Here is a 20,367-nt window from a genome sequence, read left to right on the forward strand (position 1 = left end):
AGATTCTAGGCGTATCGTGCCCGGCCGATCCGCAGCGCTTTCCCTCGGATTCCGGGCACGACGGATGCCCCGCGCTGGGGACGCGGAGCATCCGTGAGTTGTGCGGCATCGCAGACGCGGGCAGGGCTGGGGACCCTGCTCAAGGCATCACGGGATCCGCACACCGACGGTGACGCATCTCCTCCCCCGAGGATGACGTCACCGCCGGGGTCTGCGGCTAGGCCGTCGTGGGGCGACGGCGCAGCACCCCTGCTCCGAGAAGCAGCAGCAGCGCGGCGAGGACTGCGAAGCCGAGCGAGGTGGAGTCACCGGTGGCAGCGAGTCCCTCTGCCGGCGCGGATGCCGTCACGGCAGCGCCGCGTGCGACAGAGGCCGCGGGCTCGGTCGTGCCGGCGTCGGTGCCGGTTCCCGCCACTGCGCCGGGACTCGTGCCGGGATTGAATCCGGGGTCAGTTCCGGGGTCGATTCCAGGGTTCGTGCCCGGGTCGGTTCCGGGGTCGGTTCCCGGGTTCGTGCCCGGGTCGGTTCCAGGGTCCGTCCCGGGGTCGGTCCCAGGGTCCGTGCCGGGGTCGGCGCCGGGGTCGGTTCCCGGGTCCGTGCCCGGATCGGCCGCAGGCACCGTCGCCGTGCTCTCCCCGATCACGGAGATGGCGTTGCCGCCGACCGTGATCGGAAGGGTCACGGGCGCCGTGACCTGGGTGCCGCCGAGGATTCCGTCGTCACCGGTGGTGGTGCTGCCGGTGGTCGGGGTTCCCCCGGTGGTTCCGGTCGAGCCGGTTCCGCTCGTCGACTCGCTGTCTCCGATCACGGAGATCGCGTTGCCGGCGGCGGTGATCGGAGCGGTCACGGGCGCGGTGACCTGGGTGCCGCCGAGGATTCCGTCGTCACCGGTGGTGGTGCTGCCGGGGCTAGGGCTTCCCGTGGTGGGTGAGGTGGTGCCGGTGTCGCCGGCGCTCTCGCTGTCTCCGATGACGGAGATCGCGTTGCCGCCGATGGTGACCGGTGCGGTGACGGGTGCGGTGACCTGGGTGCCGCTTCCGATGCCGTCGTCGCCAGAGGTGGACGGCTCCGCGGATCCGGCTGCGCTGTCGCTCGCGGGCGCCGGTGCTGCGGCATCCTGTCCGAGGGTCTCGCTGTCGCCGAGTACTGCGACGGAGTTGCCCGACACGGTGACCGGAGCGTCGACCTGAATCAGAGCCTGGGTGCCCGACAGCAGACCGTCATCGCCGTTCGTCGTGATCGCCGGAGCGGGGGCGGGGGCCGGTGCCTGGGGAGCCTCGGCCGGCGCCGCCGACTCGCTGGACGAGTCGCCGAGCACGGTGATCGCGTTGCCGGTCACCGTGACGGGCACGACGACGTCCACGACGGCCTGGGTGCCGGACGCCGTGCCGGATTCGCCGCTCGTGGTGGGGGCCGGTGCGGGCGCTGGTGCCGGCGCGGGTGCCGGGGCCGGTGCGGGCGCTGATGCCGGTGCCGGTGCCTGCTGCGCGGAAGAATCTCCGAGCAGTGAGACGGCGTTGTCGACGATCGTGACGGGCGCCGTGATCGCGGTATCCGCCTGGGTGCCCGAGAGCAGACCGTCTTCTCCTGAGGTGTCTGCCGCGTTGGCGGCTGTTGCGCCGAGCAGGGTGATCCCGCCGGCGAGAAGCGTGCCCCACAGGGCCCGCTTGATGTATGTACGCATGATGTTCTTCTCCTGACTGGAGTTGGGTGTGTCTGGATGGGTGCACGCGAAGAGCATGTGCGCGCGCAGCACGGCATCTGTCGTTCACGAGGAACGACCGGACAACCCGTCAGTCAGGAGAGACGTCGGTGTCGGCGACCTGAGACGTCGGCAGGACGTCGTCGGGTGCACCGGGAGTGCGCTCCACAGCACGGAACGCAACAAGACCCGCGTCGCTGAGGTGCGCGGGAGAGAGTGAGGAGGCTCCGCTCGAACCGGCGGAGGAAGAGGGAGCCGCGGGAGCACCCGAGGGCGGTGACGAAGGTGAGTGCCGGTCATCGGATGCCGGCGCAGACGTGGCGGGCACAGCGATGGGTGCTGCCGGCTGGAGGCCGGATGCTGCCGGGTCGACGGGCTGAAGGCGCGCGACCGCAGGGGAGTGGAGGCCTGTTCGTGCATCGGCTGCCGCAGAGATCGCTCCTGCAGGGCTGAAGCCGAGCGGGATCGCTCCGACGGGATCGGAGTCCGGCTCGGATGCGGCAATGCCTGGCCGAGTGGGCGTGACGCCCGGAACAATCGGCGGCACGGTGTTGTCGATGACCCCGCCGACGATCGGTGTCGTCCTATCGACGACTCCGACGACCACGTCGATCACCGCGGGCACTCCGAGATCGTCGGTCACAGCTCCGACGATCGGCAGCCCTGCGATCAGGTCCGTCACGGGTGTCACGATCGGCGCCACCGGGGATCCGTCGACCAGATCGGTCACAGGAGTGGCGACGGCCTCGGTGGTGTCGGCGACGATGTCGACGATCGGCGACGTCGCCGGGCCGACGACCGGAACCTGCGCGATCGTCTCCGCGACGTGTTCCACGGTCGGCTGAGCCACCTGCTGCACCGGCTCGACGACCTGCGCGACGGCCGGCTCGACGACCTGCGCGACGACCGGCTCGACGACCTGCGCGACGGCGGGCTCGACGACGTGGGTGACGACCGGCTCGACCACCTGGGTGACTGCCGGGGCCACGACCTGGGTGACGACGGGTGCGACCGGCACCACGATCGGCGAGGTCGCTGCCGTCACGGTGTCTTCGACCGATTCGACCGTCTCGCTCACGACGGAGGAGACGCCGTCGAGCAGCGAATCGTTCGAGCCGTCGTCCGCGCTCGCAGACGCCCCTCCAGTCAAGATCGTGATCGCAGCCCACGCGACCGCGCCCAGGCCACCCCAGAGGGCGACAGCCGGTAGGCCGCGCCGGGTTTCCTGAGCGTTCACGTCGACTTCCCTCCCCCGAGAGCCATCGTTCGTCGTCGACGCACACCGCGTCGATTGCCGGTGACGATACTCCCGGTATATCGCGATGTCTAGAGGGTTCCGCTCGAAAACGATGACATCTCGCCCACATTTCGGAGGGTTGCGCAGTGTGACGCGCCCGGTTGAATCTCGGCTTGACTTTCCCCAGGTTGTACACATCCCGACTCGGATTCGATGAACCTTCAAGGCCCGGTTGAAGCACGTTCTCATCCACAGGGTGGGGAAACTCTAAATGCCAGTTCAGAAGCAAAAATAGAAGTCGGTATCCAGGTAGTCCACCGAGTTATCCACATGCGTTCTGCACAGACTCTCCGGACTTGTTCGCACTCTTTCCACAAAGTTATCCACAGGGCGTGTTGCGACCGAAAACCCCCGCTCGTAGCGTGGTGCAGCGACCCGATGTCGGAAGTGCCTGGTTTGCTGTGCGAACGGTCCTTCTCGAGCTGAATCGCATCGAGTGACCGACGCAGTCGGCACCGAGCACACCGGAAGAACGTCGCATCGAAGGGAGCAGCGTGTCGATCGCCGACATCTCAGAGGAGCGCCTCGGGGGCAAGCGCCCACCAGAGCGCACGCCCCCGCACGACACGCTCGCCGAACAGAGCGCGCTGGGCGGAATGCTCCTCTCGAAGGATGCTGTCGCCGATGTGATCGAGACGCTCAAGGGCGCCGACTTCTACATCCCCAAGCATGAGCTCATCTTCGAGGCGATCCTGTCGCTCTACTCGCACGGCGAGCCGACCGACGTCGTCGCCGTCACCGACGAGCTCATCAAGACGGGCGAGCTGAGCCGTGCCGGCGGAGCCGACTATCTGCACACGCTCACCTCGATCGTCCCCACTGCGGCGAACGCCGGCTATTACGCGGGCATCGTGTCGGAGCGTGCCATCCTGCGCCGTCTCGTGGACGCGGGGACCCGCATCGTGCAGCTCGGTTACGACGGGCAGGGCGACGCGACCGACATCGTCAACAACGCGCAGGCCGAGATCTACTCGATCACCGGCTCTGAGACCGCGGAAGACTATGTGCCGCTGCAGATCGCCGTCGACGCCGCGCTCGAGGAGATCGAGGCCGCCAGCGGCCGCGACGGATCGATGACCGGCGTTCCGACAGGCTTCAAAGAGCTCGACGAGCTGACCAACGGCCTTCACGGCGGGCAGATGATCGTCGTCGCCGCGCGTCCTGCGATGGGTAAGTCGACGCTCGCGCTCGACTTCGCCCGCTCGGCATCCATCGGTCACAACATCCCCTCCGTCTTCTTCTCGCTCGAGATGGGCAAGAGCGAGATCGCCATGCGTCTGCTGAGCGCCGAGGGGCAGATCCCGCTGCAGAACATGCGAAAGGGAAACCTCGACCCCCGGGACTGGACCACCGTCGCCGCCACACGAGGACGCATCAACGATGCTCCCCTCTACATCGATGACAGCCCGAACATGACGCTCGTCGAGATCCGCGCGAAGTGCCGTCGACTCAAGCAGCGCGAGGGGCTGCGGATGGTCATCATCGACTACCTGCAGCTGATGACGTCGGGCAAGCGCGTCGAGTCGCGTCAGCAGGAGGTCTCGGAGTTCTCCCGAAGCCTCAAGCTCATCGCCAAGGAGCTGCAGGTTCCCGTCATCGCACTGTCGCAACTGAACCGTGGTCCCGAGCAGCGCACCGACAAGAAGCCCGCGATCAGCGACCTGCGTGAGTCCGGTTCGATCGAGCAGGACGCCGACATGGTGATCCTGCTGCACCGCGACTCGGTCTACGACAAGGACGTGCGTCCGGGTGAGGCCGACCTGATCGTGGCCAAGCACCGTAACGGCCCGACGGCGACCATCACCGTGGCCTTCCAGGGTCACTACTCGCGCTTCATGGACATGGCCCCGGGCGGCGACTTCAACTGAGCATCGCAACCCACGCTCAGCTCTAGTGTGAGCAGGGCGTTCGTCATACGATGCTGCTGTGGCGACAAACATCGACCCTCAAGAGATCGTGAAGCAAGTCACCAACCGACTGGCCGAGCGCTATCCCGACGTCGAGAATGAGCACATCTCGTCGCTCGCCGTCGAGGAACTCGGGAAGATCTCGAACAGCAAAGTCACCGACTATCTCACCGTGCTCACCGAACGGGCCGTCCGTAGTCGACTAGCGAAGTAGTCCTGTCCGGCAACGGGCTCGCGCACCTGAGCCTTCGGTTTGCTCCGCTCTACATCGATGACAGCCCGAACATGACGCTCGTCGAGATCCGCGCGAAGTGCCGTCGACTCAAGCAGCGCGAGGGGCTGCGGATGGTCATCATCGACTACCTGCAGCTGATGACGTCGGGCAAGCGTGTCGAGTCGCGTCAGCAGGAGGTCTCGGAGTTCTCCCGAAGCCTCAAGCTCATCGCCAAGGAGCTGCAGGTTCCCGTCATCGCACTGTCGCAACTGAACCGTGGTCCCGAGCAGCGCACCGACAAGAAGCCCGCGATCAGCGACCTGCGCGAGTCCGGTTCGATCGAGCAGGACGCCGACATGGTGATCCTGCTGCACCGCGACTACGACTGAGGTGTAGGGACTAGTTGGAAATTTCCGTTTCGCAGATGAAATATCCACGGTGTTCCCACGTGGATATTTCGGTCGAGCGACCGGCGAGAACGCGAGTCGACTCTCGGTTCCGACAAACGATCCAGGACAGCGTCAACGGAGCATAGGGCGTGCGCCGTGTGCGAGCTTCACCCTCTGCAAGTCGTCCCAGATCCATTCAAGTGCGATCTCGGTCGCGGGGCGTGGATGGGATGTAAGATCCAGGACGCGATGGACGACCGATCGGTGTCCGAAGGGAGCGAGGTTCGATATCGAACCTCGCTCGGCAAGGCTCATGAAATAGTCGTGCTCAGCATCAGGGTCGTCGAGCGGTCCGAAACTTGACCGAGCAACAACCAGCGACCTCCGATTGCTTGAGAATCGGGCCGAGTCGCCGAATCGTGTCGATTCCGCTTCGACGACAGAGAGCGGCACCACGCTCATAGTTAGCGAGGGGGAACCGCTTAGGCCATCGGTATGATCCCCGGGGTCTACGGCGGCCACCACTCCGAATTGACCCGGCGTGGCCGTACCCATCGACCAGTCGAAGTCTAGGAAAGCCGCGCTGCGGGCTTCATCATATGCGGTGCACGCTTGCCCGTACGCTTCCGCTACGAAGCGCAGCAGCTGGGCGTCGGAGTACACGCTCCACACCCACCCTGTCTGGGGGTCCTGGTCGGGCGCAGGCACGGAGCGAAAGAGGAATGGGTCGGGGAGGCTCCTAAGCCATGAGGCGAGGTCCACCAAATCCGCTCCATCAAGAAGTTCCCGGTTTAGGGAAAATTGAGTATCGCGTGGATCATCCACTCCTGCGAGAAGGGCGTCTACAGCCGTCGCGATGGTCAGTCGATCGAGCGGTTTGAACATAAACGATTGATCGTTGGCGATGACCCGTGCGAGACGGTATCGAGACTCGTTGTGCCAGATACCGCCGACAGGTCCCAATCTGTAGGTTGATTCGAGCGCCTTCGCCATTCCTTTCGCAACGCGATCCTGTTGGCGCGCCCAGGGCCACTCATGGCCTTGAATCGCTCCGCCTTCCTCATACACGGTCCACGTGCCATCGTGAGGAACTTTCAAGTTACCGTCAAGGTACGTCACGGTGTCAGTCGTCGGCGCGATGCTGTCCCAGACAGTGCCGACAGTGCCACCATGAACCGATATGCGAAGAGAGATCGGCTGACCCGGGTGTCTAACTGGGAACAACTTGGCGGCTTAGACACCGGTGGCATTGATCCACATTCGCGTGGCGTGGAGGATCCGCGCACCGGCTGTGGAGGGGTCGACAAACTGATTTGCCTTCCTGTTAGGCCAGCCGCGGGCAGACGAGACTTGTTCGAGAACCCAGGCAGCGGCACCCGGGTTGGCTTGCAGGATGGTCTGAGCGAATGCGTCGAATGCATCTGCGGTGGGCGCCGACAGCCCAGCTATCGACATCGACCAGCGCCATCGGTCGAAAGAACTTGGACCGGATATTGCCTCGGTCAAGAGCCCATCCTGAGACAGCAAGGCTTGTGCAGCGAACCACTGCTGGAAGATGGGCAAGGTGAACTCAGCGCAACTGTCTGAACCCGTGATGAGGCGGGTCGTCCGAATCTTCTGACGCTCCTGAAACGTAAGACTGTCCGAGGTCCCACCGTTTGTGACGAGCGCTACTGCGGCCTGGACCAGGAGCTGATACAGCTCGGAGTCTTGTACTGATACCGAAGCAGACGAAGGCATCGCGAGGGCTAGTTCGACCAGCCGTCGAACGAGGTCAGCCTGGCTAGAGGGGCGTGCCCCCTCTGCGAGCAGAACTCCCGCCCCGATCGCGAAGAATGGCCGCCTCACCGATTCGATGAGCATCGGATTCCAGTCCCAGGTTGCATGGCTCGTGCCAGATACCGCCTCGATCAGTAGGCGAGCTTGATCCGCAGTCACTCCGTCCCACGGCTGCTGCTCATCTGATTTGGGAAGCACGCCATGCCGGGACGTAAGAAGCGCGACCGACTGGGCGTTTGTCTCGACGAACACTCCCACGCGTTCTACGATCCGAGCTGCGACCTGACCGTCAACCTCGTCGAGCCCGTCGACTACAATTGCGCAGGGTTCATCGAGCTTCGCGTGATGAGACAGGCTCTCATCAAGAGGTCGGTGGCCCAGATCGCTAGCGTGGAGCCACACGGGTACTGAGAGTGACGAACCGCCCTCATAGTCGCCGATGCGTTGGCGGATCCAAGCCTCCGCCAACTCTGACTTGCCAGCGCCGAACGAGCCGACGACAATCAAGAGATTTCCAGGCTTGATTACGGGGGTGTTCGAGTTGAGGAGGTCTAGTGCATTGGTGACGCGGTCCTCCGAGACGCCGAGCGCAGCCAGTCTGCGCCGACGCCGCGCCGATGACTCAGTCAAGAGCAATGCGCCACGATCTTCGCGGCTGAGAAGCGGTCGTCCTGAAGCCTTCTGAGCCACATGCCCAAGTAGCTCGTCATGACGAGCCTGCGCCCATGTTTCTTGCAATAGCGCCGCGTCTCCGGGCTCTGAAAGGGCCACGGCGGCAAGATACGTCGCCTGGACAAGCATGAGTGCAACCGAGTGCCGGTCGTCCCGCACGGACCAGGACTTGTCACCCGACAGTGCCTCATCGAGAGTGACGGTCAGCTCTGCACCCGCTTCGCCAATCGGTCTCCGGAGATCTCTTCCCGCCACGCCCTTCAGCCACGCTCGGTAGCGCTTGGCCGGAAATGTGGACCCAGTCTGTCGTCTTACGTCACGGGCAACTCGCCATCGCCATGTCCACGACTTCGCGAGCTTCAGCCCGATCGCGGCGGCGAGCCGTCCCACAGCCGCCGGGGCAGCCTTCCCAGCGGCGGTAAATCCGGAAGCGATGAGTGGTTCGAGCCCGCTCATCAGTAGTACTCCTTGCATGCCTTTTGCTGCGTCGCACCACAGAACGATGAGGCCAGGACGGTCTTGCCGCTGCCGCTCTCTCCGAAGACAGCGATCTGCTGTTCGCTCTTCCGGTTCTTCGCCATACGTGAAACCTACCGTGTCTGGCGTACCCTCCGAGCGAGCCTCGAGATGGACAAATCGCTTGCCGCCAACTGCCGCCGAACGTGGACATTTCATCTGATCGGGGCCAGGAACCGTCGCGTCCGCGCGGACATATCTGAGCGGTTCCTGCACCCGAGTCGGTCGGTCCCCGGTCTCCGCGTGCTCGATGAGTGTGCCGTCTGCGGCGGACCGGCGAAGCAGTCCCTCGCCGCCGGGGCGACGGACGCGGACGCCGCAGGGGTAGCCTTCGATCGTGGCCAAAGTCTTCGATTCCATCGACCAGAACCTGACGCAGTGGATCGAGAAGCAACCCCTGTGGTTCGTGGCGACAGCGCCCCTCGGGGCGGAGGGACACGTCAACATGTCGCCCCGCGGCCATGACTCGTTCTCGGTTCTCGACGAGCATCGGGTCGGCTGGGTCGACTACACCGGCAGCGGCATCGAGACGATCGCGCACATCCGGGAGAACGGCCGCGTGTGTCTCATGTTCACCTCGGTCGACATCCGTCCCCGCATCGTTCGGCTGCATGGTCGGGGCGAGGTCTTCCTGCCTGGACAGCCCGGCTTCGACGAGGTGGCCTCGCGGCATCCTGAGCACCCGAGCACCAGAGCCGTCATCACGGTGAACGTCACGCGCATCAGCGACTCGTGCGGATGGGGTGTGCCGGTCATGGAGGTGAAGGGCGAACGCGACCTGCTGCGCCTTCAGGCGGAGAAGAAGGGCGAGGACGGCATGGCCGAGTACCGCGCCTCCCGCAACGCACTGAGTATCGACGGCCTGCCGGGATTTCCCACAGAACTCTGAGCCGGGAGAGGACGGGACGCCCCCACCACGGGGGAGGCGGCAGAAAGGGCGCCCCATCCGATGCCGTCAATGGGCGGCACCCCAGCTGTCGCGTTACAGCGCGACAGAGCTGTGACGCAAGCGTGACACCACCGACCTCAGCGCACAAGCCCTATTGTCGACCGGTATGCCGCCGATCGGTGCCGGTCGCCGATCAGTTCAGCGCTTCGGCGTGACGGCGCAGCTCCCTGCGGTTCGAGACGTCGAGCTTGCGCATGATCCGATGCATGTGGCTCTCGACCGTGCGCACACTCAGCACGAGCCGGGAGGCGATCTCGGCGTTGGCGAGCCCGCCCGCGGCGAGGCGCCCCACCTCCTTCTCGCGGTCAGTGAGGGTGACGGCCGTCGCTCCGAACCGTGCGAGGTCGTAGTGTTTCCCGGGGTGACGCGCACGGATCTGTTCCTCGCGTTCGACGGCATTCCGCTGTCCGGACTCGTCTCCGCTCTCTGCGAACCAGGCCCGCGCGAAGCGGCAGGCGGAGAGAGCCGTGCCGGCGAGCCCGCGAACGTCCAGTTCATCTGCGACGTCGAGCATCGCCTGAGGGTCGCGCTGCACCAGGGCGCTCACGAACACAGCGTGCGCGGCCAATCCCGCCGCCTCCGGGAGTTCCTTCGCATGTGCCATCGCGACGGCCAGTCGGGCCTGCGTCGGGTCGAGCTCGACTGCCGAGAGCTCGGCGGTGAGCCCCGCGACCCGTGCTCCACGATTCCAGAGAGCGTTGCCGGACCGTGCGAGCAGTTCCGCTGCCTTCTCGCTGCTCCCGTCGAACGCGAGCAGCTGCACTTGGGGCCACGCCCCGCTCTGCCCGGGCAGGGGGCCGTCTTCAGCGCCGAGCTGCTCCAGGTCGGCGGCCAGCCGCTCACCGGTCGCCACCTGCCCCCGCCGGATCGCGACCACGGCGGCCACCGCGAGCAGCGAGAGCTGCACTCCCGGAGGTAGAGGCGAGGGCTCTCCTGCAGAGAAGATCACCTCGAGCAGCTCGTCGACGGCGGCATGATCCCCTGCTGCCAGATGGCACACGGACGCGGCGGTGCCGAAGGCCCGAACCGCGTCGATGTCGAGGTATCCGTGGGCCTCATCGAATCCGCGTTGCAGCACGTCGAGAGCTGCGTCGGGGTCGCCCTGACCGAAGAGCGCCATTCCGAGGAGCACCCGGGGCGTGTGCCTCTGCTCTTCATTGTCGAGAGCCTCGATGAGACCGAAGACGCGCAACGCATCGGAGAAACGACCGAGGCTGACCAGCACGCTCATCTGAGTCTCGAACATGGCCAGCTTCACCGTCACCGGCAGCTCGTCGGAGACCTCGAGCCGATTGCCGAAGTCGGCGGGCACCGTGTCGAGGTTCCCGAGCAGCTGCACCTCTGCTGCCCTCAGCATCCCGGCATGGGTCCCCACGGTCGGAGCGGCTTCCTGCAACTGCACGACGGCCCCGTTCAGGTCGTCGTCGACGTAGGCGGTCCACTCGGCCTTGAGCGCGGCGAACTCGGCGCGACTGGCGTCGTCGCCTGTGCGGGCGGCAGGAGACGAGAGGACCTCGGCGATCACGTCTCGCACCTTCGCCGTGTGCGTGTGCATGAGTGCGCGGATGTAACGCACGGCGCTCGCGGCGGTCGGGTTGGCCTCCCACTCGGCGGCCGTGACGATGCGGCGTGCGCGGGCGCGCTCCTGCAGCAGCCTGACGAACAGGGCGTCCTGACCACCCGCCGCGGTCGGGGACGACTGCTGGTCGGTGAGAACCGACCACACCGACTCCGGGGTGCTCAGCTGACGGACGATCTGACTCGTGAGTCGGGTGCGTCGCGCTGTCAGCGGCTCATGCCGGAAGAACTCGACCAACAGGGGCGGCATCACGGCGACGAGCTGACGGTCGCCGCTGGGGATGAAGGTGATCATCCGTCGCTCCTCGAGCAGCTCGAGGGTGCTCCAGTCGACGAGCTGACTCGCCGTGTCGATATCGGCGACCCCGACGATCGCGATGATCTCGAGCGCGTCGCGAGTCGCATCGTCGAGGCTCTCGAGGTGGGCCTCCAGCACCGCTCGAAGCCCACTGCTCCACAGGTCGCGCGTCGCCGTCCACTCGCCGCCGCGCAGGACGAGCCGCTGCTCGCGGACGGTCGCGTCCACCAGGCTCAGGGCGAGGCCGATGTTTCCACCCGACTTCGCGAACACCCGGCTCATCGTGCTCGCTTCGATCGGGTGCGCGAGATACGTCTCGAGCGCCGTCTCGAGCTCTTCGAATCGCAGCGGAGTCATGTCGATCACATACGAGGGCTCGAGAGTCGACGCGGGGAGCCCGCTCGGAGTGTGCCTGGCACGAAGGCCCTGCAGGCGCGAGAGGACGATCGGAACCCCGTACTCGCGTCGCACCGACTCCGAGACGCCCCATGACGACTCGTCGAGGTCGTCCCAGTCGTCGAGGAACAGCACCGAGCGGGACGCGCGGAGCGCCTGGCGCAGCGAGTCGGCCGTCTCGTGGAGGTTCGGTCCCGGCCGCTGCCCCGGGGTGGCGCCGATCCCGGCGAGGTGCAGCGCGGCGAGAGGATGCTGGCGCAGTGAAGCGATCCCACGCACGGAGACGACCGTCCACTCGTCCTGCTCGACCCTGGCGCGCAGCGCTGTGAGGAATGCGCTGCGACCGGAACCGCGGCTGCCGACGACATCGACGCTGACACCCGCCTGAATGAGGTCCACTGCTGCAGCGAGACTCTCTTCGCGACCGACCACCATGAGATCCCGCTTCCTCACGCGCTGTTCCTCTGCAAAACGTACACTCCAGGACCCGAGACGGGATAGACACAATGGCGAGCCGACGCTGCTGCTCCTCACAGAGAGCCTTCCGCACGACCGAGCGGATGCTGCCTCGAATGCGGCATGGTACGCGGACCGACCGAGCAGCTTGCGTACCGCTCGGTGATGATCCGCGGGATGAGAGGCGCAGGGCAGTAGCGGGGTCGTGAGTACTGAGCATGATCGTCTCGGACCCTGCAGGCGCCCCCGTTCGGGCTACGCAACGGCGACGGGCGGCCACTGAGATCCGCGCGGACCACTGCTGAACCGCTGGGAGACAGCCATTGATTTCTCACGGCTGCAGGCAACCCCTGCGTGACCGCAAGTGCTGTATGCAGCGCCGTGCCGTCTTCCGCCACTCGAGCATGTGGTGCTGAAGAACGCGGCGTAGCATCCTCGTCAGCGAGTGCGCCGCACACGGCACTACTGCGTCGGTCGCTCCGCGCCACTGAAAGGTCAGGGATCGGCACCGAAGACCGCCGCTGCGGCTCGGAATCCGGCCCGATCTCCGGGCGCGGGCACGCGGTGCGAGAGATTGTTGGAGGGTTCGATCACCCAGTCGGATCACCGCGGATCATCCGCGCGAACGCCGCCACAGAGTCGCATTCCTCCCCGATCGCGACTTCTTCCTCCCCGGATCGTGGCGGCGTTCATCCATTCGCTCACGGCTCGACGGCTAGACGGCTAGAGCATGATGTCGGATGCGGAGGCGAGCGGCCGCCACTCCGTCGATCGGGCGCTGCGCTGGGCGAGCACGTCGGCGTCGAGCAACGGCCCCACGTCGAGCCCCGTGGCTCGAGCGATCTCGGCGATCGGCACCTGGAACGTGCGGAAGGCACCCAATGGCGGCGCGGCGAGCAGGCCGTCGGAGGTGTCGACGAGTTCGGACTGGTCGAGCACGAACGCGGTGGCGGACAGGCCCTCGTCCCCCTGCCACGCCGCGATCTTCCAGAACCGGACGGGGATGCGGATGCCGCGATACGGCGGGTCATCGTCGCCCAGCACAGGAGCGGTGAAGACCGAGAGGCGCTGATCGGTCGCCTCGGCATACTCGATCACGTGGTCTTCGAGCCCGAGCCAGAGTTCTTTCGACTGATTGAAGCCGGCTGCCTGCGGGGCGGCGTTCGTGTAGAAGAACGTCGCCTCGGTGGCCGATCTGGCATCGTCGACATCGCCCCAGCCGGGGTCGCGACGCCGCACGAGGTGGCCGCGGTCGAGGTCGTTGCGCGCGTACACCTCGGGCCCGGTCTGCAGGCCGGCGTCGACCCGGGGATCGAGCCGCCACTCGCCGGTGCGGGGCAGCTCGCGGAGCAGCGCTCCGTCGATGTTCACGCCGGTCACCGCAGCCAGCCGCCGGGCGGCGTCCAGCAGTACGGAGAAACGCGGATACGTCAGTTCTGTCGCATCCTGCGCCGGCCGGGGGAGGGGAACCCGTGTCGGGAGGAAGTCGGGGTCGTATCCGTCTGGCATACCGCCATATTGCCTCGTTCCACCGACATCTCCCAGGGCTGCCGAAAGCGGAACGCCCCCTCCCGATCGATTCGGGAGGGGGCGTTCGCGATCAGCGACTCACGGGGTGGGCATGCCGCCGTTGACGTTGAGCGTCTCGCCCGCGACGTAGCTCGACTCGGCCGAGGCGAGGAACACGTAGGCGGGTGCCAGTTCGGCGGGCTGTCCCATGCGGCCGAGAGGCGTGTCCTCCCCGAACTCCGGGAGCTTCTCCTGCGGCTGTCCGTCGCTCGGCTGCAGCGGCGTCCAGATCGGGCCCGGAGCCACGGCGTTCACGCGGATGCCCTTCGGTGCGAGCTGCTCGGCGAGGCCCTTGGTGAACGCGTTGATCGTGGCCTTGGTCGACGCGTAGTCGACGAGGATTCCCGACGGGGAGTACGCCTGGATCGACGTGGTGTTGATGATCGTCGAACCGGCCGGGAGGTGCGGCAGCGCCGCCTTCGTGATCCAGAACATCGCGTAGACGTTCGTCTTGAAGGTGTCGTCGAACTGCTCGTCCGTGATGTCGGTCAGAGACTCCTGGTAGACCTGCTTGCCGCCGTTGTTGACGAGGATGTCGAGACCGCCGAGAGCCCCGACCGCCTCTGCGACGAGAGTGCGGCAGTACTCGGGATCCCGCAGATCGCCGGGGATCTGCGCCACGGTCGCGCCTGCATCGCGAAGGATGCCGGCGATGCGCGCAGCATCCTCTTCCTCTTCTGGCAGGTACGAGAGCGCCACATCTGCGCCTTCGCGAGCGAAGGCGATCGCGGTCGCCGCACCGATGCCCGAGTCGCCGCCGGTGATGAGAGCCTTGCGACCGGTGAGACGGCCGGTGCCACGGTAGCTCTCCTCGCCCAGGTCGGCCTTCGGTGCGAGATCGGCGTCGAGTCCGGGTTCTGGCATGTGCTGCTTCTCGGGCTCGATGTCGGAATACAGCTCGGCCGGGTTGACGAAGGTGTACTGGTCGCGAGACATGATGTGTCCTCTCGGTCGTCGGTCTGGGGTATGTCCCCAGCCTGCGCCGAGGCGGAGATGTGGGCCAGCGCCTTGCGTCTCGGCAGTCAGGTCGCTAGTGCGAGTCTCGGGACTGACCGAGGTCGCGTGAGGAGGAGATCTCCGGGTAGGGAGGAGAGATGCGCGGAATTCCTCCTCCCGAACGGGTGATCTCCTCCCGAGAGGGCGAGGCGAAGGGGTCGACCAGCCCCGGGCGCCCGGAGTAGCCTCGCCGCATGGCCCGACTCGTCTACTCCATGATCACGTCACTCGACGGGTACGTCAGCGGGCCCCATGGAGGGTTCGACTGGGCGCTCGATGAAGAGCTGCACGACTTCATCAACCGGCAGTTCGCCGATGTCGGCACGTATCTGTACGGCCGACGCATGTACGAGACGATGGTCTATTGGGAGACCGCCCACCTCGAGCCCGATCAGCCGCAGGTCGGCATCGACTACGCACGGGTCTGGCAGGCGGCCGACAAGGTCGTCTTCTCGAAGACTCTCACCGAGGTGTCGAGCGAGCGCACGCGGCTCGAGCGGACCTTCGACCCTGAGACGATCGAACGGTGGAAGGCCGAGTCCGACAGAGACCTCACGGTCGACGGGCCGACGCTTGCGGCCGAGGCGATCCGCGCGGGCCTGGTCGACGAGTTCGGTCTGTTCATCGGCCCCGGGATCGTCGGCGGCGGCAAGCCGTTCTTCCCCGGCGATGTGCACGTCGATCTCGAACTGCTCGACGATCGGCGCTTCAGCAGCGGGGTGATGTTCCTCCGCTACGCGACGCGGCGATGACCGCGGCAGGCGGCGGGCGGCGTCAGGGGCGCACGCGGACGGTGCGGCCCTCGAAGGTGACCAGGTCGCCGTCGTGCAGCTGACGGCCTCGGCGACGATCGACCTCATCGTTGACCTTCACGAACCCGTCGATCACGACCTCCTTGGCGTTGCCGCCTGAGTCGAGCAGACCCGAGTACTTCAGGAACTGCCCGAGGCGGATCATCTCGCCGCCGATGGAGACATCGTCGATACGGCCGGAATTCGTCATGACTCCGATGGTATCCGGCTCCGCTCAGCCGCGAGCGAGCGCCGCGTTGACCGCCGACGCCGAGTACTCCCGCTCGACGACCATCGCGGCGAGGCCCACGGCCGTCGCCCTCTCGCCCAGTGTCGACTGGCTGATGCTCAGGTGCCGGGTGGCGCGGGGGAGCGAGCGGGGGTAGAGGGTCTCGCGCACGCCGGCCAGCAATGGCGGCGACGCCAGCATCCCGCCGAGCACGACTTCGGACGGATTGAGGAGCGAGACGACCGTCGCGACGACCTCGCCGATCACTCGACCGGCTGCCTGAGTGAGGCGTGCCGCATCGGGGTCGCCGTCGGCGAGGTAGGTGCCGACGTCGGATGCCGATGAGGCGGGCTTGCCGAGCTCGGAGAGAGCTCTGGCGACGGCGCGGCCGGATGCCGCTGCGGCGAGGCACCCGTGTGCGCCGCACTGGCACAGGAGGTCGTCGTGCCCGGCGATCTTCACATGACCGATGTCGCCCGCACCTCCATCGGCGCCGCGGTAGGCCCTGCCGCCCAGCACGATGCCCGTGCCGATTCCGGACGACACCTTGATGAAGCACAGCGACCGCGAGTCGGGATGTGCGGCGCGCTGCTCGCCGAGGGCGGCGGCATCGGCGTCATTCGAGACGAGCACCGGGACTCCGAGTGCGTCGTGCAGATGATCGGGGATCGGATAGGCGTCCCATCCGGGCATGATCGGGGGCTGGGAAGGGCGCTCGGTATCGGGATCGACCGGACCGGGGATGCTGAGCGCGATCGCCGCCACGTCCTCCCGCTTGATGCCGGCACGCGACAGGAGCCGCTTCGCATGCTCGGCGATCGCGTTGAGGGTGACGTCGGGCCCGTCGGCGACGGCGACCTCGATGCGGTCCTCCGCGGTCACGCGACCGGCCAGGTCGGTCAGGGCCACGGTGGTGTGCGTGGTGTCGACGTTGGCGGCGATGATGTGTGCGTGCGCGGTGTTGAACTCGAGGCGCCGCGATGGTCGACCAGATGTGACCTTCTCGGTTCCCGACTCGATGATGAGCCCTGCATCGAGCAACGCGTCGATGCGCGTGGCGACGGTCATCCGTGACATTCCGGTCACATCGAGCACGTCGCCGCGCGTGACCGCACGGCGCTCTCTGATGAGATCGAGGACTTCACCGGGACCGGACATCGAACCTCCTGACGACGAGTTCAGCTTAATGCTTGACAGCTAGGCGACTTATGTCTAGCTTTTAGTCTTAATGGGAGTCGCCCCGACGGCTCTGTCCTGCATTTCCAGCGCAAGGAGGCGCATAGTGAATACCCGTGCGACAGCAGCAGCAATGGCCGCGGTGTGCGTGACGGCGCTCGCCCTCACCGGATGCACGAGTTCCGGAGACGACGAGGGCGGCGATGCCGGCATCACCTTCTGGCTGCAGGAGGACCTCCCCGATCGGGTGGCGGCGACGCAGGAGATCGTCGACGCGTTCACCGAGGAGACCGGCATCGAGGTCGAGGTCGTCTCGGTCGCCGAAGACCAGTTCGCCCAGCTCATCACCTCGTCTGCCGCAGCAGGTGACCTGCCGGACGTGATCGGCGGCATCTCGCTGCCTCAGGTGCGCACGCTGTCTGCCAATGAGTTCGTCGACACGGATGCGGTGGCGGCGACGATCGACGCGCTCGACGCCACGACGTTCTCCGAGAACGCGCTCGCGCTGACCTCCGACGGCGACACCAGCCTGGCGATCCCGAGCGAATCGTGGACCCAGATGCTCTTCTACCGCACCGATCTCTTCGAGGCCGCGGGCCTGGACGCCCCCGACTCCTACGAGTCGATCCTCGAAGCGGCGAAGACCCTCGACTCGCCGGAGATCGCCGGCTTCGTCGGCGCCACTGCCCCGGGAGACGCCTTCACGGAGCAGACCTTCGAGCAGATCGCGCTCGGCAACGGATGCGAGCTCGTGAACGAAGACGGCGACGTCGAACTCGACTCCGACGCCTGCGTGGGCGCGTTCGAGTTCTACGGCGAGCTGACCGGAGACTATTCGGTGCCGGGTGCGCAGGACGTCGATACGACCCGCGCGACGTACTTCGCCGGAGACGCCGCCATGTTCATCTGGTCGAGCTTCGTGCTCGACGAGCTGGCGGGCCTGCGTGAGGATGCCAAGCCGTCGTGCCCCGAATGCCTCGCAGACCCGGCCTTCCTCGCAGCCAACACCGGCGTGGTCACCTCGATCGCCGGACCCGATGCCGACGCCGCGGCGCAGTTCGGCGAGATCACCTCGTGGACGATCACCGAGGGTGCGAACACCGACGCCTCGCAGTCGTTCGTCGAGTACATGATGAGCGACGGCTACGAGCCCTGGATCGCCATCGCCCCCGAGGGCAAGGTACCCGTCCGCACCGGGACACCCGAAGAGCCGACGCGCTTCTCCGACATGTGGGCCACGCTGCCCGCCGGTGTAGACACCAAGGCGCCGTTGTCCGACTTCTACACGCCTGAGGTTCTCGAGGCCGTCGCCTCCGGTCCCGAGGATCTCGCTCGCTGGGGCATCACCCAGGGACAGGGCTCGCTGCTCGGCGCGCTGCAGGGCGAGCTCCCCGTAGCGACGGCGGTGAGCGACGTCGCCCAGGGCGGGGACCCGACGGACGCCGCCTCGACCGCCGCGGAGACCGTGCGCTCGATCGCAGAGTCGCTGAAGTGAGCAGAGTCGTCGAGGGATCCGGGCTCGGGGCACCGAGCCCCGAGCCCGGCACCACCCCGCGCAGAACGAGCGTGGCCGCGAAGCCGCGGCGCGGCTCGAGGCACACCCGGGAGGAGAACCGCGCCGGACTCCTGCTCATCTCGCCGACGTTCGTCATCATCCTGGTGGCCGTGGTCCTCCCGATCATCTGGGCGATCTCCCTCGCTTTCCAGGACGTCCGCCTGATCAACATCCGCGGCACCGGCATCATCGGCGACTACACCCTCGACAACTTCATCGACGTCTTGACGTCACCCGGGTTCTTCAGCGCCCTGTGGACCACGATCGTCTACGCCGTGTGCGGCACCGCGCTGGCGATCGGCATCGGCCTCGCCGCGGCTCTCGCCCTGCGCAAGCCGTTCCGCGGACGCGGTCTCGTGCGTGCGTCGCTGCTGCTGCCGTACGTCGCCCCTGTCGTCGCCGCCACTTTCGTGTGGTCGACCATGCTCAATCCCCAGTTCGGCATCGTGAACTGGTTCGGCACCACCGTGCTCGGATGGGAGGAGCCGATCGCGTTCCTCTCAGACCGCGCCCTGCCCGTGAGCATCTTCGGCTGGCAGGTGGAGCTGCCCATGGCGCTCATCACCGTCATCCTGTTCGAGGCCTGGCGCTCGTTCCCGTTCGCCTTCCTGTTCCTCACTGCACGCCTCGAGGCGGTGCCCGGCGTGCTCGATGAGGCCGCCAGGGTCGATGGCGCGACGCCCACGCAGCGCTTCCGGCACATCCTCCTTCCCCAGCTGCTTCCGACGATCGCCGTTCTCTGCGTGCTGCGGTTCATCTGGACATTCAACAACTTCGACGACATCTACCTGCTCACCGGTGGCGGAGCCGGCACCGAGGTCGTCTCGGTGCGGGTGTTCGACCTGCTCACGGCTCGCGGTGACATCGGCGCCGCGGCGGCTCAGGCCCTGGTTCTCGCGGCGATTCTGGCCGTGCTCGTCGGTGTCTATCTCAAGATCTTCGGCCGACAGGAGGAACAGGCATGAGCGCTTCGACCGACGCCGCCACCGGAACCAGGCGCGCGAGGAGCGGATTCGACCGCGATCGATTCGAGAACGGGCTGTTCGGCATCCTGCGACCGATCGTGATCGTGCTGCTGGTGCTCGCCGCCGTCGTGCCGTTCTACTACATGTGCTCCTGAGCTTCAGGTCACTCGACTCGCTGCTGCAGAACCCGGGCGCTCTGTGGATCACGATCGAGGAGCTCGACTTCTCGACCTACCTCGACGTCCTCGCACCCGTCGACGCCGGGGGGCAGGGCTTCATCGTCTTCATGCGCAACTCGCTGCTGGTCGCGCTCGCGACCGTGGTGCTGACGCTCCTGGTGTCGATCCCCGGCTCGTACGCCGTCAGCAGGCTGGCGTTCTTCGGACGCCGACAGGTCTCCGGACTGTTCCTGGCGGTGTACTTCTTCCCCGCGATCCTGCTGGCGGTGCCGCTGTTCGTGTTCTTCACCCAGATCGGCCTGCGCGGGTCCCTCGTCGGACTCCTGATCGTCTACGTGTCGCAGGTTGCGGCGGTGTCGATCTACACGCTGCGCAACTACTTCGCGACGATCCCTGTGTCGCTCGAGGAGGCTGCGGCGCTCGACGGCTGCACCCGGTTCCAGATCATGCGCAGAGTCAGCATCCCGCTCGCCATGCCCGCGATCGTCTCGAACGGCCTGTTCATCTTCATGATCGCGTGGAACGAGTTCCTCTTCGCGCTGCTGTTCCTCGTCGAGAAGCGCGATTCGTGGACGGTCTCGCTCGGCCTCTCGCAGCTCTCCGGGAGCATCGAGGTCCCCACCACGGTGCTCATGGCCGGATCCGTGATCCTCACCCTGCCCATCATCCTTCTCTTCTTCGCCTCCGAGCGGCTCCTCGTCGGAGGCCTCACCGCCGGTGCGGAGAAGGGCTGAGTCTCCGCTGGAAAGAAGGC

At 66.5% G+C, this 20,367-nt stretch carries 18 protein-coding genes and 1 pseudogene; 9 read left to right on the plus strand and 10 right to left on the minus strand.

Translation table 11 applies throughout. From position 1 onward, the window contains the following. Positions 1–217: 217 nt before the first annotated feature. Together ACIP5T_RS12365 and ACIP5T_RS12370 are read right to left on the minus strand one after the other, a co-directional pair. Positions 218–1,684, minus strand: a complete 1,467-nt coding sequence (locus ACIP5T_RS12365) for a chaplin family protein (protein WP_400863512.1) — start codon at positions 1,682–1,684, stop codon at positions 218–220. Between the two features lie 109 nt (positions 1,685–1,793). Continuing rightward, on the minus strand, positions 1,794–2,939 hold the full coding sequence (locus ACIP5T_RS12370) for a hypothetical protein (RefSeq protein WP_400863514.1): 1,146 nt from the start codon (positions 2,937–2,939) through the stop codon (positions 1,794–1,796). 554 nt (positions 2,940–3,493) lie between these two features. On the opposite strand from ACIP5T_RS12370, the gene dnaB reads away from it, so the two are divergent. The 3 genes and pseudogenes from dnaB to ACIP5T_RS12385 all read left to right on the plus strand — a co-directional run. Then, on the plus strand, positions 3,494–4,867 hold the full coding sequence (gene dnaB / locus ACIP5T_RS12375; RefSeq protein WP_042541564.1) for a replicative DNA helicase: 1,374 nt from the start codon (positions 3,494–3,496) through the stop codon (positions 4,865–4,867). Positions 4,868–4,925: 58 nt separating this feature from the next. Further along, positions 4,926–5,120 (plus strand): three-helix bundle dimerization domain-containing protein, encoded by a 195-nt coding sequence (locus ACIP5T_RS12380; protein WP_400863517.1) that lies wholly within the window; start codon positions 4,926–4,928, stop codon positions 5,118–5,120. 41 nt (positions 5,121–5,161) lie between these two features. Beyond that, positions 5,162–5,500 (plus strand): annotated as a pseudogene (locus ACIP5T_RS12385) (DnaB-like helicase C-terminal domain-containing protein); the annotation flags it as partial. A 141-nt stretch (positions 5,501–5,641) separates the two neighbouring features. Here ACIP5T_RS12385 and ACIP5T_RS12390 read toward each other — a convergent pair. The 3 genes from ACIP5T_RS12390 to ACIP5T_RS12400 form a co-directional block, all read right to left on the minus strand. After that, entirely contained in the window at positions 5,642–6,628 is a 987-nt protein-coding gene (locus tag ACIP5T_RS12390; RefSeq protein ID WP_400863520.1) for a hypothetical protein, read from the minus strand. Between the two features lie 114 nt (positions 6,629–6,742). Further along, positions 6,743–8,416: a hypothetical protein gene (locus tag ACIP5T_RS12395; protein ID WP_400863523.1), complete on the minus strand. Its 1,674-nt coding sequence runs from the start codon at positions 8,414–8,416 to the stop codon at positions 6,743–6,745. After that, positions 8,416–8,541, minus strand: coding sequence for a hypothetical protein (locus tag ACIP5T_RS12400; RefSeq protein ID WP_400863526.1), 126 nt, complete (start codon positions 8,539–8,541; stop codon positions 8,416–8,418). Before ACIP5T_RS12400 ends, ACIP5T_RS12395 begins: the two co-directional genes overlap by 1 nt. Positions 8,542–8,813: 272 nt before the next feature. On the opposite strand from ACIP5T_RS12400, the gene ACIP5T_RS12405 reads away from it, so the two are divergent. Then, positions 8,814–9,365, plus strand: coding sequence for a pyridoxamine 5'-phosphate oxidase family protein (locus tag ACIP5T_RS12405; RefSeq protein WP_400863528.1), 552 nt, complete (start codon positions 8,814–8,816; stop codon positions 9,363–9,365). Between the two features lie 193 nt (positions 9,366–9,558). On the opposite strand, the gene ACIP5T_RS12410 is transcribed toward ACIP5T_RS12405, so the two are convergent. The 3 genes from ACIP5T_RS12410 to ACIP5T_RS12420 all read right to left on the minus strand — a co-directional run bounded on the left by ACIP5T_RS12410 (position 9,559) and on the right by ACIP5T_RS12420 (position 14,658). Then, on the minus strand, positions 9,559–12,150 hold the full coding sequence (locus ACIP5T_RS12410; RefSeq protein ID WP_400863530.1) for a LuxR C-terminal-related transcriptional regulator: 2,592 nt from the start codon (positions 12,148–12,150) through the stop codon (positions 9,559–9,561). Positions 12,151–12,876: 726 nt separating this feature from the next. Then, the gene (locus ACIP5T_RS12415) at positions 12,877–13,662 is read right to left on the minus strand and encodes a DNA/RNA non-specific endonuclease (RefSeq protein WP_400863532.1); all 786 of its coding nucleotides are present in this window, start codon (positions 13,660–13,662) and stop codon (positions 12,877–12,879) included. Between the two features lie 99 nt (positions 13,663–13,761). Next, positions 13,762–14,658, minus strand: a complete 897-nt coding sequence (locus tag ACIP5T_RS12420; RefSeq protein ID WP_400863538.1) for an SDR family oxidoreductase — start codon at positions 14,656–14,658, stop codon at positions 13,762–13,764. Between the two features lie 254 nt (positions 14,659–14,912). Between ACIP5T_RS12420 and ACIP5T_RS12425 the strand changes: the two genes are divergently transcribed. Continuing rightward, positions 14,913–15,470 (plus strand): dihydrofolate reductase family protein, encoded by a 558-nt coding sequence (locus ACIP5T_RS12425; RefSeq protein ID WP_400863541.1) that lies wholly within the window; start codon positions 14,913–14,915, stop codon positions 15,468–15,470. A gap of 22 nt (positions 15,471–15,492) precedes the next feature. Here ACIP5T_RS12425 and ACIP5T_RS12430 read toward each other — a convergent pair whose 3' ends face one another. Both ACIP5T_RS12430 and ACIP5T_RS12435 read right to left on the minus strand, forming a co-directional pair. Next, positions 15,493–15,720: an RNA-binding S4 domain-containing protein gene (locus ACIP5T_RS12430; RefSeq protein ID WP_201470604.1), complete on the minus strand. Its 228-nt coding sequence runs from the start codon at positions 15,718–15,720 to the stop codon at positions 15,493–15,495. A 24-nt stretch (positions 15,721–15,744) separates the two neighbouring features. Then, the gene (locus ACIP5T_RS12435) at positions 15,745–16,896 is read right to left on the minus strand and encodes an ROK family protein (protein WP_400863544.1); all 1,152 of its coding nucleotides are present in this window, start codon (positions 16,894–16,896) and stop codon (positions 15,745–15,747) included. Positions 16,897–17,020: 124 nt separating this feature from the next. Between ACIP5T_RS12435 and ACIP5T_RS12440 the strand changes: the two genes are divergently transcribed. Genes ACIP5T_RS12440 through ACIP5T_RS12455 form a run of 4 tightly spaced genes read left to right on the plus strand, consistent with a single transcriptional unit; the run spans position 17,021 to position 20,347 of the window. Beyond that, entirely contained in the window at positions 17,021–18,409 is a 1,389-nt protein-coding gene (locus ACIP5T_RS12440; RefSeq protein WP_400863547.1) for an ABC transporter substrate-binding protein, read from the plus strand. Next, a complete protein-coding gene (locus ACIP5T_RS12445; RefSeq protein WP_400863550.1) occupies positions 18,406–19,434 on the plus strand; it encodes a carbohydrate ABC transporter permease in 1,029 nt (342 codons plus the stop codon). Before ACIP5T_RS12440 ends, ACIP5T_RS12445 begins: the two co-directional genes overlap by 4 nt. After that, the gene (locus ACIP5T_RS12450) at positions 19,431–19,589 is read left to right on the plus strand and encodes a hypothetical protein (RefSeq protein ID WP_400863552.1); all 159 of its coding nucleotides are present in this window, start codon (positions 19,431–19,433) and stop codon (positions 19,587–19,589) included. The genes ACIP5T_RS12445 and ACIP5T_RS12450 overlap by 4 nt, the downstream gene beginning before the upstream one ends. Continuing rightward, the gene (locus ACIP5T_RS12455; protein ID WP_400863554.1) at positions 19,580–20,347 is read left to right on the plus strand and encodes a carbohydrate ABC transporter permease; all 768 of its coding nucleotides are present in this window, start codon (positions 19,580–19,582) and stop codon (positions 20,345–20,347) included. The genes ACIP5T_RS12450 and ACIP5T_RS12455 overlap by 10 nt, the downstream gene beginning before the upstream one ends. Positions 20,348–20,367 lie beyond the last annotated feature (20 nt).

Origin of the sequence: Microbacterium sp. NPDC088619 (genome assembly GCF_044752825.1) — a bacterium.
Classification (GTDB): domain Bacteria; phylum Actinomycetota; class Actinomycetes; order Actinomycetales; family Microbacteriaceae; genus Microbacterium.